The organism is Pseudonocardia xishanensis, assembly GCF_039541715.1.
GTDB lineage: Bacteria > Actinomycetota > Actinomycetes > Mycobacteriales > Pseudonocardiaceae > Pseudonocardia > Pseudonocardia xishanensis.
This window is the reverse complement of the sequence record NZ_BAABGT010000099.1, coordinates 140,525-153,835: the sequence shown is the minus strand read 5'-3', so window position 1 is coordinate 153,835 and position 13,311 is coordinate 140,525. Positions and strand designations below refer to the sequence as shown.

The 13,311-nt window shown below is 72.9% G+C and carries 11 protein-coding genes; 6 read left to right on the top strand and 5 right to left on the bottom strand.

Annotated elements, in window-relative coordinates; genetic code table 11:
- Window positions 1–16: 16 nt before the first annotated feature.
- The 6 genes from ABD993_RS30395 to ABD993_RS30370 are packed head-to-tail and all read left to right on the top strand — an operon-like array spanning window position 17 to window position 7,424.
- Window positions 17–1,153 carry a substrate-binding domain-containing protein gene (locus ABD993_RS30395; protein ID WP_345426105.1) on the top strand — a complete coding sequence of 379 codons (1,137 nt, stop codon included), beginning with the start codon at window positions 17–19 and terminating at the stop codon, window positions 1,151–1,153.
- Window positions 1,150–3,657, top strand: coding sequence for an ATP-binding cassette domain-containing protein (locus ABD993_RS30390; RefSeq protein WP_345426103.1), 2,508 nt, complete (start codon window positions 1,150–1,152; stop codon window positions 3,655–3,657). Before ABD993_RS30395 ends, ABD993_RS30390 begins: the two co-directional genes overlap by 4 nt.
- The gene (locus tag ABD993_RS30385; RefSeq protein ID WP_345426101.1) at window positions 3,654–4,169 is read left to right on the top strand and encodes a nuclear transport factor 2 family protein; all 516 of its coding nucleotides are present in this window, start codon (window positions 3,654–3,656) and stop codon (window positions 4,167–4,169) included. Before ABD993_RS30390 ends, ABD993_RS30385 begins: the two co-directional genes overlap by 4 nt.
- Window positions 4,170–4,211: 42 nt before the next feature.
- Window positions 4,212–5,012 (top strand): enoyl-CoA hydratase/isomerase family protein, encoded by an 801-nt coding sequence (locus ABD993_RS30380; protein ID WP_345426099.1) that lies wholly within the window; start codon window positions 4,212–4,214, stop codon window positions 5,010–5,012.
- Between the two features lie 22 nt (window positions 5,013–5,034).
- Window positions 5,035–6,696: an AMP-binding protein gene (locus ABD993_RS30375; RefSeq protein WP_345426097.1), complete on the top strand. Its 1,662-nt coding sequence runs from the start codon at window positions 5,035–5,037 to the stop codon at window positions 6,694–6,696.
- Window positions 6,697–6,722: 26 nt separating this feature from the next.
- Complete coding sequence (locus tag ABD993_RS30370; RefSeq protein WP_345426095.1) at window positions 6,723–7,424, top strand: GntR family transcriptional regulator; 702 nt, start codon at window positions 6,723–6,725, stop codon at window positions 7,422–7,424.
- A 7-nt stretch (window positions 7,425–7,431) separates the two neighbouring features.
- Here the strand turns inward: ABD993_RS30370 and ABD993_RS30365 are convergent, their stop codons facing one another.
- The 5 genes from ABD993_RS30365 to ABD993_RS30345 form a co-directional block, all read right to left on the bottom strand.
- A complete protein-coding gene (locus ABD993_RS30365) occupies window positions 7,432–8,169 on the bottom strand; it encodes an SDR family NAD(P)-dependent oxidoreductase (protein WP_345426093.1) in 738 nt (245 codons plus the stop codon).
- Window positions 8,170–8,248: 79 nt separating this feature from the next.
- Entirely contained in the window at window positions 8,249–9,106 is an 858-nt protein-coding gene (locus tag ABD993_RS30360) for a PDR/VanB family oxidoreductase (protein ID WP_345426091.1), read from the bottom strand.
- Window positions 9,103–10,320, bottom strand: a complete 1,218-nt coding sequence (locus ABD993_RS30355) for a cytochrome P450 (RefSeq protein ID WP_345426089.1) — start codon at window positions 10,318–10,320, stop codon at window positions 9,103–9,105. The genes ABD993_RS30360 and ABD993_RS30355 overlap by 4 nt, the downstream gene beginning before the upstream one ends.
- Complete coding sequence (locus ABD993_RS30350) at window positions 10,317–11,648, bottom strand: MFS transporter (RefSeq protein WP_345426087.1); 1,332 nt, start codon at window positions 11,646–11,648, stop codon at window positions 10,317–10,319. Before ABD993_RS30350 ends, ABD993_RS30355 begins: the two co-directional genes overlap by 4 nt.
- A gap of 25 nt (window positions 11,649–11,673) precedes the next feature.
- Window positions 11,674–13,296: a flavin-containing monooxygenase gene (locus tag ABD993_RS30345; protein WP_345426085.1), complete on the bottom strand. Its 1,623-nt coding sequence runs from the start codon at window positions 13,294–13,296 to the stop codon at window positions 11,674–11,676.
- Window positions 13,297–13,311 lie beyond the last annotated feature (15 nt).

Genomic DNA, 13,311 nt, shown 5'->3' with positions numbered 1-13,311 from the left:
TCCAAAGGAGGACACCGTGCTCGCACGTCCCCGTATCACCCGCCGCGTCGTCGGCGCGCTCGTCACCGTCCTGTCCGCAGCCACCCTCGCCAGCTGTGCGTCCGGCGGGTCGGCTCCGCCCGCGGCCGGACCGGGCCCCGCCTGGTGCGGGACCACACCCATCGTGTTCGGCATGCAGGATGGCGGCGGGCTGAACGCCTGGTCCAAGGCGTCGGCCGAGGAGGTCCTCAAGACCGTTCGGCAATGCCCCAACGTCACCGAGGTCCTCACCGTCAACGCCCAGTTCGACCTCCAGGCGGCGGTGTCGGGCCTGCAGGGCATGGTGGCACAGGGCGCGAATGCGATCGTCGTCATCCCCGATGCCGGCGGCACCGGCTCCGAGCTTCCCGGCATCCGCAGCGCCCACCGGCGCGGCATCGCGATCGTGCCCTGGGGCGCCGATCCTGGTGGCACGCCCGGCGAGGACTACCTCACCTACGTCGACATCGACCATCGCGAGGCAGGCCGGGAGTGGGCGACCTGGATGGGCAGGCGGCTGCCGCAGGGCGGAAAGGTCGCGTTCATCGGCGGACCGGCGGGCAACTCACCCTCCGCCCAGGAGGTCGCCGGAATCGTCGAAGGGCTCCGAGCCTTCCCGAACGTCAGCTTGGTGAGCGGCGAGACGACCTGGATCGAGGGCGGCTGGGATCCCGCGAAGGCGCAGCAGGCCGCCGCGGGCCTGCTGTCCCAGCACCCCGACATCGCGGGTGTCTTCTCCGACGAGGGGGTCAGCTCGACCGGGATCATTCGGGCCTTCCAGGCGGCCGGTCGGCCGCTCGTCCCGATTGCGAGCCTGGAGGCCAACGCGCTCTCGTGCGACCACCAACAGCTGGCCGCCGCGAACCCGGGGTTCCAGCTGGCCACCGTGTCCGCGGGCAACTTCGTGGGTCGGATCGCCGCCCAGCTCGCGATCGCGAAGGCGGCAGGTGTGGAGATCGCGGAGGCTGACCTACTGAGCCCGACCGCCCTGGTGCCGGACCGGCTCGTGGAGGACTCCGTCGATGCGACCAAGCCGCCCGCGTGCGATCCGTCCCAGCCGCCGAGCGCACTGCTGTCGAACCGGATGACCGACGACCAGCTCAAGGCCCTCACCCGTGCCGGAGGAACACCGTGACCGGCGCGGTGGAGTCCGCCGAGGTCCGGCAGGCCGCCCCCGGAGCACCGGCCCTGGAGCTGCGGGGGGTCTGCAAGACCTACGGCCCCGTCACCGCCCTGCAGGAGGTCGACCTGACCGTCCTCGCTGGCGAGGTCCACGCGCTGGTGGGGGAGAACGGCGCGGGCAAGAGCACGCTGATCGGGATCGCGGCGGGCAGCGTGCGGCCGGACTCCGGTGAGGTGTCGATCGGCGGTCGGCTGCTACCGCACGCCACGCCGGCGGCCGCACGGTCCCTCGGAGTGGCCGTGGTCTACCAGAATCCGGCGCTGGTCGAGGATCTCACCGTCGCGGAGAACCTGCTGCTCGCGGCGCCCGCCGGACGGCGGGCCCGGCGGATCGACGCGCGGACCCGGGTCCGCGCCGCGCTCGACCGGGTGGGCCTGAAGCTCGATCCGCGGGTGCGGGTCGCAGAGCTCGGGCCCGCGCCGCGTCAGCTACTGGAGATCGCGAAGGCGCTCGATGCGGACCCCCGGGTCCTGATCCTGGACGAGCCCACCGAGTCGCTCACAGCCGACGAGGTCGAGCGCCTCTTCGCGCTGATCCGGGGTCTGACGCCGACCGGCACCGCTGTCGTGTACATCTCGCACCGCATCGCCGAGGTCCGGCGGGTCGCGGACCGGATCACGACCCTGCGCGACGGCCGTATCCGCGGGACGAGCGACGCCGAGGGCATCGACGACAACGCCGTCGTCCAGATGATCGTGGGTCGCTCGCTCACGGCCGTCTTCCCCGACCGGACGGCCGCGCCCGGACCGCAGGCCCTCACCGTCGCCGAACTCGGCGGCGCCGGGTTCACCGATGTGACGGTCGCGGTCCGCGAGGGGGAGATCCTCGGGCTGGCCGGGGTCGAGGGCAACGGTCAGCGGGAGTTCCTGCGCGCCCTCGCAGGTCTCGGCCCCGCGACGACGGGCACGATCTCCCTGGGCGGGCGGCCGGTCCAGCCGGACTCGCCAGGCGCCGCCGCGGCCGCGGGGATCGGGTTCGTCCCCGCCGACCGGCTCCGCGAAGGTGTGGCAGGCGCCCTCTCGGTGCGGGAGAACCTCGCGGCGGGAGTGCTGTCGCGGTTCGCGTCGGGCGGCATCGTCCGTCGGGCGCGGGAGCTCACCGCGGTGCGCCGCGAGATGGCGGCGACGTCGATCAAGGCGGCCTCCCCCGAGTCCGGGATCCTCACCCTGTCCGGCGGGAACCAGCAGAAGGTCGTGCTGGGCCGGGTCCTGCTGACCGAGCCTAGCCTGCTGCTGTGCGACGAACCGACCCGCGGGGTCGATGTCGGCGCCCGTGCCGAGATCTACGGACTGCTGCGGGACCGCGCCGACACTGGCCGGCCCGTCGTCGTCCTGTCCGCCGACGCGGCCGAGCTGGCCGGACTCTGCGATCGGGTCGCCGTGTTCTCCCGCGGCCGCGTCGAGCAGGTCCTCGAGGGGAACGACCTCACCGAGGACCGGATCACCGGCGTCGCCGTGCGAGCCACCGGTCGGCACGCCGCCGCGCCGACCTCGGGAGCGGGTTCCCGCCGCGGGCTGTTGGGCCGGATGGACGCGATCGCCGCGCCCGTGCTCCTGGTCCTGGCGGCGGTGGTCGCCGCGGCCACGGCCGTGGCCGTCCCCGCCTTCCTGGGGCCGATGAACGTCGAGCTCCTGCTCTACGCGGTCGCGGTACTGACGTTCGTCGCCCTCGGGCAGCTGGTCGTGCTCCTCACCGGCGGCATCGACCTGGCCGTCGGGCCGCTCGTGGGCCTGCTGGTCGTGGTGATGTCCTTCGTTCTAGCCCAAGGTTCGGGGCTGCTCGGCGGGATACTGATCGCACTGGCGGTCGCCGCCGGGGTGGGGCTGGTGAACGGGCTCCTGGTCGCGGTGTGGGGGCTGCCCCCGATCGTCGCGACGCTCGCCGTGTCGATCGCCGCCACGGGCACGGCCCTGCTGCTCCGTCCGCAGACGGGCGGGTCGATCGACGCGGGCCTCGCCGAGGCGGTGCAGGCGGCGGTCGGAGGGGTACCGGTCGCCTTCGTCGCGGTGGTCGTGCTCGCCCTCACCGCCGATGTCGTGCTGCGCCGCACGCGGGCCGGGTCCGCGCTGCGAGCCGTCGGACCGGGTCGGACGGCAGCCACCCGGATCGGCGTGCGGTCGTCCGTCGTCCTCGTCGGCGCCTATGTCGGCTGCGCGGTGTGCACCCTGCTCGGCGCGTTCCTGCTAGCGGCCCAGATCGGAGTGGGAGACCCGACCCAGGGCGGCTCCGCCACCCTGACCTCGATCAGCGCCGTGATCATCGCGGGCGCCGCCGTCAGCGGCGGGCGCGGGTCGTTCACCGCCACCCTGTGCGGCGCGCTGCTGCTCGCTGTCATCACCAACGCGACGAGCTTCTTGGGACTGGGGCAGTACTGGCAGTTCTGGCTGCCGGGCGCCGTGATCCTGCTGGCCGTCGCCGTCTCCACCCGCCGACACCACGGAAGGCGCCACCCATGACCGACACCACCGCCTTGTTCCCCGCGCCCGCCTGGGTCCGTGCCGCCGGACGGGTCACGCCGTCGGGTCCACGACCTGCCGGCGGCCCCGAGGTCGCCGCCGAGCGGCAGGCCGCCGTCGACACGTTGCACCGCTTCGCGTGGGCCTTCGACGAGCACGACCGTGACCGGCTCGAGGACTGCTTCGACCCGGACGCCGTGTGGACCGCGACGATCGGGGGCCATCGCGATCTCGGGAGGAGTGAGGGCCGCGAGGCGGTGCTGACCTGGCTGACCGCGGGCTGGCCCGCCCAGGCCGACCAACGGCGGCACATCGTGACCAACGCCGTCGTCGACGGGCTCGATGCCGGCTCGGACGAGGCCACCGTGACCGCGATGATCTTCGTGACCGCCGCGCAGGACGGCGGGTTCCGCGCGGTGACCGCGGGGGTCTACCGCACGCGGGTCCGTCGGGGCGGCGACGGCAGCTGGCGGATCACGCGCTTCGACGCGAGCTTCGACGCTCCGTTCTGAACTCCCACCACCAGCAAACAGACAGTCCGACAAGGAGAACGTGTGAGTAACGACGAGGACCGGTCGGTGTCCCTGGAGCGGCGGGGGAGCGTCGCCTGGGTGACCCTGCAGCGACCGGAGCAGCTCAACGCCTTCTCAGACGCGTTGATCGCTGACCTCGGTGAGGCCCTCGACCGCATCGATGCTGACCCTGCGTGTCGGGTCGTGGTCGTGACCGGGGCGGGTCGCGCGTTCAGCGCAGGTGGGGATCTCGCCGAGTTCCGGGAGCGCCTCGAGGGCGGGCGGCCGGAGGAGCTGGTCGCGTTCGTCGACCGGGCGGCGCAAACCCTGCGCCGCCTCGAGGACTCCCCGCGGCCGGTGATCGCCGCCGTCAACGGCACGGCGGTGGCGGGTGGGCTCGAGCTGATCCTCTGCTGCGACATCGTGCTCGCGGCCGAGGGCGTCCGGATCGGCGACGGCCACCTCCGCTACGGCGTGTTGCCCGGCGGCGGTGGAGCCGTCCGACTGACCCGCAAGGTTCCGCGCAACGTCGCCCAGCGACTGCTGCTCACCGGTGATCTCGAGCCCGCCGAGCGCTTCCGGGAGTGGGGCCTGGTCGACACCGTGGTCCCGGCGGCGGACCTGCTCGATCGCGCCGCCGCGCTCGCCGAGCGGCTCGCGGCGATGAGCCCGCTTGCGCTGGCCGAGGTGAAACGGGTGGCGAGGGAGGCGTCGACGGTGCCTGCGGCCGAAGGGCTGAAGCTGGAGCTCGACGCGTTCGCGGGCTATGTCCGGTCCCACGACCTCCACGAGGGTATGCAGGCATTCCGGGAGCGCAGGCCACCCCGGTTCGAAGGACGCTGACGTCCGGTCACGGAGGACCACCATGAGCACCACCGACACGCCGACCTCGCTGGGTGGCCTGCTGCGACAGTCCGCGCGGCGGTTCCCCGCGGCCGAGGTCGTGTTCCCGGACGAGCGCTGCACCTACGCGGAGCTCGACGCACGGGCCGACGAGTTCGCCGGGGTCCTGGCCGCGGCCGGGGTCGGGGCGGGGGACCACGTCGGGCTGTGGGTACCGCCCTCGATCGACATGATCGCGCTGATCGTCGGCTGCATGCGTGCGGGCGGTGTCGCGGTGCCGATCAGCGACCGCTTCCGCGCGGAGGAGCTGCGCTACGTCACCCGGCACGCCGACCTGGTCACCCTGGTGACCATCCCGGCGACCGCGTACAGCGACCGACCCGCGGAGGTCCGCGCGGCGCTGCCCTCGCTGGTCGCGTCCGCGGCCAATGAGCTGAGCTGCGCGGAGGCTCCCCGGCTGCGGAGCGTCGTGGTCCTGGGGGACGGTGCACCCGCTGGTTTCCGCAGCTCGGTCGATCTACGTGGCGCACTCGACCGACCGTTGCGGGACGAGGCGGGTGCGGACGAGGTCGCCTATCTGATGTACACCTCAGGGACGTCCGCAGATCCCAAGGCCTGCATGATCAGCCACCGCGGAGTGCTGGTGCAGGCCGAGTCCTTGGCGCGCCACCGGTATCTGCTCGAGCCGGACTGCGCGTTCTGGTGCCCGCTACCGCTGTTCCACAATGCGGGGCTCGCCACGATGACCGCCTGCTTCACGGCGGGGGCGAAGTTCGTGCACGCCGGGGCCTTCGAGCCGGGCCAAGCCCTTCGCATGCTGGAGGAAGAGCGCGTCACCCACGGCATCCCGGCCTTCGAGACGATCTGGCTGCGGGTCCTCGACCACCCGGACTTCGCCCGCACCGACCTGTCCCGGCTGCGGGTGGTGATGAACGCGGGTAGCGAAGACCTGCTGCGCAAGCTGCAGGCCCGGCTGCCGCACGTCTCCCAGGTGGCGAACTACGGCATGACCGAGGCCACTGGGCACCTGTCCATGACGGCGGTCGACGACCCACTGGAGGTCCGGGTGACCACAGGCGGCCTCCCGCTGCCGCACATGGAGGTCCGGGTCGTCGACCCCGAGACCGGACGCGTGCTCGGCCCGGACGAGCCCGGGGAGATCCAGTTCCGCGGCCCGTCCCGCTTCCTCGGCTACTACGAGGACTCCGAGGCGACGGCCGCGGCGATCGACACCGAGGGATGGTTCCACTCCGGGGACCGCGGCACGCTCGACGCCGCGGGTCGGCTGACCTTCCGGGGTCGGCTCAAGGACATGCTGAAGGTGGGCGGGGAGAACGTGTCTGCGGTCGACGTCGAGTCGTACCTGCTCCGGCACCCGGCAGTGAACGTCGTCGCGGTGGTCGGGGCGCCGGACGACTACTACGGCGAGGTGCCGGTCGCCTACGTCGAGCTCGCCCCGGGTGCCGAGGCGACCGAGCAGGAGCTCATCGACTACTGCGTCGACCGCATCGCGACCTTCAAGGTGCCGCGCTACGTCCGGTTCGTCGAGGGGTGGCCGATGTCCGGCACGAAGATCCGCAAGGTAGAGCTCCGGGAGCGGATCGCCGGCGAGCTCGCGGCCGCCGGCGTGCGCGAAGCGCCCCGGGTGCGGAGTACCCGGGCCCGCACGGCCGCCCAGATCTGACCCAGGGTCTTGGGTAGGATTCGACCGTGACGGCCGACCCGGACTTCTCGGCGGCGCCCCCGCCGCCCGACCTGCGCGGCGCCTCGTTCGGCCAGGACGTGACGGAGTACCTGCGCCACCTGATCCTGATCGGGCAGCTGCGCCACGACGACAAGCTGCGCGTCGAGCACCTGGCCGCCCGGTTCGGCATCAGCGTCACCCCGGTCCGGGAGGCGCTGGTCGAGCTGGCGTCCGAGGGGTTCGTGGAGCGCAGGCCCCGCCGTGGCTACGTCGTGTCGAGGCTGACCCGGTCCGGGTTCGAGGACCGGGTGCTGGTGCTGGGTATGGTGCTGGGCGAGCTCGCCGCCCGCGCCACCCCGCTGCTCGACGGGGCGGCGCACCGGCGCCTCGCCGACCTGCAGGCGGACCTGGAGCGTGCGGACGCCGCAGGCACCCGGGACACCGCCGAGGACCACAGCCTCGAGCTGCACCGCACGATCAACCGCGCGGCCGCGTCGCCGGAGCTGGCCCGGACCGCCGAGCGGTTCAGCCGGTACGTGCCCCGGTACCGCGGCATGCCCGCGGACACCCGGCCGCGCTCGTGCACCTACGACCACGCGGCGGTGCTGGATGCCCTGCACCGTGGGGACGCGGAAGGAGCCCGGCAGGCGATGCAGGACCACCTGGTCGCCAGTGCCCGCCTGCTCGGGGACGAGCTGGCGGGCACCGGCGTGTGGGACCAGACCTAGGGCCGTCTCAGATCTGGTGCCTACCGCCGTCGGCGGTCCAGTAGGAGTTCGTCACGAACGCGGCCCCGTCGGACAGCAGGAAGGCGATCACCGCGGCGGCCTCGGCGGGCGTGCCCATCCGGCCGAGCAGGGTGCCCCCACCGACCGGCGTGCTCGCCGAGCCCGCCCGGATCCGGGTCACCATCCCGGTGTCGATCGGGCCGGGCAGGACCGCGTTGACCCGGACCCCGAATGCACCCGCCTCGACGGCCGCCGCCCGGGTCAGTCCGATCATCGCGTGCTTCGCGGCCGAGTAGACGCCCTGACCCGGCACCGCGGCGAGGCCCGCGATGGAGGCCGTCGACACGATCGACCCACGCCCCGCCCGCTTCATGTGCGGCAGAACCGCCTTGAGGCAGAGGAAGGCGCTCGTGGCGTTCACCGCCATCACGCGCTCGTAGTCCGCCAGGCTCAGCTCCTCCAGCGTCCCGTGCGGGCTCTCCATCCCGGCGGTCAGCGACACCTGGTCGAGCCCGCCGAACGTGGTCACTGCCGCCTCGACCAGGGCGTCGACCTCGGCCTCGACCGTCAGGTCGATGATCCGGGCGAGCACCTCGGTCCGCGGGGAGAGCTCGGCGGCGACCGCGGCGAGCCCCTCGGCGTCCCGGTCGGCCACCACCAGCCGGGCCCCGCGGGAGGCCAGCAGCCGGGCGGTGGCGGCGCCGATACCGCCCGCCGCGCCGGTGATCAGGCAGACCGGGTTCACAGGTCGATCCGCAGGAGCGGGTCGCGCGAGCGGGACACGCAGACCATCATCGTGTCGCCCGCGGCGCGTTCGGCCTCGGTCAGCACGCTGTCGCGATGGTCCGGTCGGCCGCCGAGCACCTTGACTCACAGGTGCCGCAGACCCCCTCCTCGCAGGAGGTGATCACTGGGATGGCGTGATCCTCGGCGACCTCGACGATCGAGCGCCCGGCTGGGACCGTCGCGGTCACCCCGGACTGGGCGAACTCGACCTCGAAGGCGGTCGACTCCCCGCTCGGGGCCGAGGCGGCGAACCGCTCGGTGCGCAGCGCCCCGGCGGGCCAACCCGCGCAGCGCTGCTCGACCGCGGTGAGCAGGGCCTCGGGGCCGCAGCAGTAGACGAGGGTGTCCGACCGAGGGGTGCCCAGGACCGCGTCGAGGTCGAGCAGGCCGTCCGTCGCCTCGACGCGGGCTCGGACCCGCTCCGGGAACCTCCGGCGGAGGTCGTCGAGGTAGGCCATCGACGTCTCGGTCCGGCCTCCGTAGTGCAGCTCCCAGTCGGCTCCCGCCCGGTCCGCCGCGGCGATCATGGGGAGCAGCGGGGTGATGCCGATGCCGCCCGCGAGGAACAGCAGCCTCGCGGCGGGCTCCAGCGCGAAGTGGTTGCGCGGTCCGCGCACCAGGACGGTCTCGCCGGGGTGCAGGAGCTCGTGGACCCGCGCCGAGCCGCCACGGCCCTCCTGCTGGTGCAGGACGGCGACCCGCCACCGGGCGGTGTCGCCGGGATCGCCGCAGAGCGAGTACTGGCGGACGAGGCCCTCGGCGAGGACGAGGTCGATGTGGGCGCCGGGGGTCCAGGCCGGCAGCGCGGCGTCGCCGTCCGCGGACAGGTCCAGCTCGACCACCCGGTCGGCGACGGCGCGCCTGCCGACCACCCGCAGGAGCAGATCGTCGGTCACCGCGCACCCCAGCCGGCCTCGACGGACTCGAACCCGCGGAACAGCGGGCTCGCCTTCCGGACGGCCAGGCCGCCGACCCGCAGCCCGGGGTGCTCGCGGGCGAGCAGGCCCACCACGACGTCCGCCTCCAGCCGCGCCAGGTTGGCGCCGAGGCACGCGTGCGCGCCGTGGCCGAACGTCAGGTGGGGGTTCGGGTTGCGCTCGGGGTCGAAGCGGTCGGCGTGGGCGAACGTGCGGGGGTCGCGGTTCGCGGCGGCCGGGACCAGGGCGACCGGGGCCCCGGCCGGGATGCGGGTCCCGTGCACCTCCACCTCGGCCGTGGTCACCCGGGTGCTGAACTGCAGGGGTGGTTCCCAGCGCAGCGTCTCCTCCAGCGCCGACCTGCGGAACCCGGCGTCCGCGGCGAGCCTGCCCGCCCACTCCGGCTCGGGCAGCAGCAGGCGCAGGGCGTTGACGAGCAGGCTGGTGGTGGTCTCGTGGCCTGCCGTGGTGATCAGCATCGCCATCGCGACGATCTCGTCGGTGCGGAAGCGGTCGCCGTCCGCGTCCGCCTCGATCATCCGGGACAGCAGGTCGTCCCCCGGGGCGCCCCGGCGGGCCTCGACCAGCGTGGTGAGGTAGTCCCGCATCTCGTCGACGTCGCGGAACGCGGCGAGCAGGTCCTCCGCCGACCGACCGGACTCGGTGAGCAGTGTCAGGGAGTCCGACCAGGCCCGGTAGAGGTCGCCGTCCTCGACGGCGATCCCGAAGATGCGCGAGACCACCCGCAGCGGCAGGGGTCCGGCGAACGCCTGGACGAAGTCGAAGTCCCGGCGGCGCAGCCCGTCGAGCAGCTCGGTGGCGAGCTCGCCGGTGTAGGTCCGGATCGACTCCACCGCGCGCGGGGTGAACGCGTAGCTGACCAGCCTGCGCAGGCGGGTGTGGTCGGGGCGGTCGAGGAACAGGATCTGCCGGTCGAACGTGTCCACCACCCGGTCGCGGGCCGGGTCGTCGAGGACGGTGCCCGCGCCGCGGGTGGCGAAGGTCCGGCTGGAGTAGGTGTGCGGGTCGCGGTAGGCGGCCTGGACGTCGGCGTAGCGGGTGAGGCACCAGCGCTGGAGGCGGTCGCTCCAGAACACCGGACGGTGCTCCTGGAGGTGGGCGTAGAAGGGGTAGGCGCCGGCGTCGGTCTCGTAGTCGGAGACGTCGTCGCTCACGGTGTCGACGGAGGTCATGCCGTGTCCTCGATTCGGTGGGTCGTCGGAACCGGGTCGGGCTCGTGATCGTCGAGCGAGCGGCCGCGGGTCTCGCGCAGGGCGACGATCGAGCCGAACGCGACGGCGGCGAGGCAGGCCATCAGGACGGACAGCGCGATCGGGCCGTGCGTGGCGATGAGCGGGGCGGCGACGATCGGCGGGAGCGCCCCGCCGACCACGCTGCCGAGGTTGAACGAGACCCCCGTGGCCGTGGCCCGGTAGGAGGTGTGGAACAGCTCGGGCAGGAGCGCGGTGGTCGTGCCCGAGCCGATCCCGACGAGGATCTGGGTGCCCGCGATCGCACAGGCCATCAGCGTGAGGCTCCCGGACGACGCCAGCGGCATGAGCACGAAGGCCCACCCGATCGCCACGAGGTTCGCACTGCCCAGCATCCGCCGCCGCCCGATGCGGTCGGACAGCCAACCACCGAGCAGGCCGCCCGCGGCGTTGAACAGGATGCCGACGAAGCTGACCGCGAGCATGGAGTTGCGGGAGAAACCCAACGTCGTGGTGCCGTAGTTCACCAGGTAGACCGCGCCGATGTAGAAGAACGACAGCCACATCAGGGTCGAGCCCGCCCCGAGCACCAGCTCCCGGGGCTGTCGGCGCAGGGTCTCGGCGAGTGGCGCGCGGCGGCGCTGCTCCTGCTTCGCGCGTTCGGCCGCGGCCACGAACACGGGGCTCTCGACGATGCCGAGCCGGATCCACAGCCCGACGACCACGAGTACCGCGCTGAGCAGGAACGGAACCCGCCAGCCCCAGGCGAGGAACGCTTCGGACGACAGCCCGCCGCCGATCAGCAGGAAGGCGAGGTTCGCGATCAGCAGACCGGCGGACGCGCCCAGGGTGGGGGACAGGCCGTACACACCGCGGCGGCCCTTCGGGGCGTGCTCGCCGACGAAGAGCGCCGCGCTGGACCACTCCCCGCCGATCGCGAGGCCTTGGCAGAACCGGAGCAGGATCAGCAGGATCGGGGCGAGGGCGCCGATCGACTCGCCGGAGGGCAGCGCGCCGATCAGGACCGTGGCGCCGCCCATGATGAACAGGGTCGAGAGCAGGGTGCCCTTGCGCCCGATGCGGTCCCCGATGTATCCGAAGGCGACGCCGCCGATGGGGCGGGCGACGAAGGCGACGGCGAACGTGGCGAACGACGCCGCCGTGGCGGCCGCGCCGCCCAGGGACGGGAAGAACACGGTGGGGAAGACCAGCGCCGCGGCCGTCCCGTAGATGAAGAAGTCGTAGTACTCGATGGCCGTGCCGAAGAATCCGGCGGCGATGACCTTCCTGCGCATCCTTGCGTCAGTCATCTCTCGTCCTTGAGGTCGTGGTGGGTCAGCGGGAGGTGAGCTGGAAACCGGCGTAGTCCTGCCGGGCGATCTCGTCGGCGCGGCGGCGGTACTCGCCGACGCCACCGAGGTAGGGCATGAAGACCTGCGGCTTGCCGGGGACGTTGGCCCCGTGGAACCAGGAGTTGCGGGCGCGGGAGTAGAGGGTCCGCCCCGCGACGTCGGCGAGGTGGGTCGTCCAGGCGGCCTCGGCGTCCGCGGTGGCCTCGATCCGGCCGATCCGTTCGTGGTGGGCGTGGTCGAGCAGGTCCGCCACCCACTCGACGTGCTGCTCTGCCGAGTTGACCATGTTGCTGAACACCGAGGGGCTGCCGGGGCCGGTGAGCAGGAACAGGTTCGGGAACCCGGAGACACCGAGCCCGAGGTAGGTGCGCGGGCCTGCCGCCCAGGCCTCGGCGAGGGTCTTGCCCCCCTCGCCGCGGACGTCGATGCGGGACAGCGAGCCGGTCATGGCGTCGAAGCCCGTGGCGAACACGATCACGTCGAGCTCGTATTCGGCGGTCGTGGTGCGCAGCCCGGTCGCGGTGATCTCCTGGACGGGGGCCGACCGGACGTCCACCAGCGTCACGTCCGGCCGGTTGAAGGTCTCGTAGTAGCCGGTGCCCGAGCAGAGCCGCTTGGTGCCGAAGGGGAGTCCCCGCGGAGAGAGCAGCTCGGCGACCTCGGGATCGTGCACCACCTCGCGGATCTTCCCGCGCAGGAACTCGGCGGTGGCCTCGTTCGCCTCCGCGTCGGTCATCACGTCGGCGAACGCCCGCATCATGTGCAGGCCGCCCGCCGCCCAGCGCGACTCCAGCTCCGCCAGCCGTTCGGCCGGGGTCATGTCGGCGTGGCGGCGGTCGTTCTGCGGCTGGTTGTGGCCGAAGCCGGAGGTGCGGGCGTGCGCCCGGCGCTGCGGGTACTCGCTCTTCCACACGGCGGACTCCGCCTCGGTCATCGGCCGGTTCTGCGCGGGCATGGTGAAGTTCGCGGTGCGCTGGAACACGTGGAGGTGCTCGGCCTGCTCGGCGACGATCGGGATCAGCTGGGTGCCCGACGATCCGGTGCCGATCACCCCGACCCGCTTGCCTTCGAAGGACACCCCCTCCTTCGGCCAGGCCCCCGTGTGCAGCCACTGCCCGGTGAAGCGGTCCAGACCCGCGATCGCGGGCACCTGGGCCACGCTCAGACACCCGGTGGCCATCAGGCACCACCGCGCGCGCAGGGCCCGCCCCGTGTCGGTCCGAACCGTCCAGCCGTCCGCGGCGTCGTCGAACCCGGCGCTCACCACCCGGGTGTCGAGGTCGATGTGCGGGCGGAGGTCGTGGCGGTCCGCGACGTGGTTCAGGTAGCGCAGCAGCTCCGGCTGTGCGGCATAGCGTTCCGACCACTGCCACTCCTGCTGGAGCTCCTCGTCGAACGAGTACGAGTAGTCCATGCTCTCGATGTCGCAGCGGGCGCCGGGGTAGCGGTTGTGGTGCCAGGTGCCGCCCACCCCGGAGCCTGCCTCCAGCACCCGGACCCGGTAGCCGCTCCGCAGGAGCCTGTGCAGCATGTAGAGCCCGCTGAACCCCGCTCCCACGACGACGGCGTCGTAGGTCTCGGGATCGTCGGCGGTGCGATCGCTCATCGTTGAAGCCTCTCC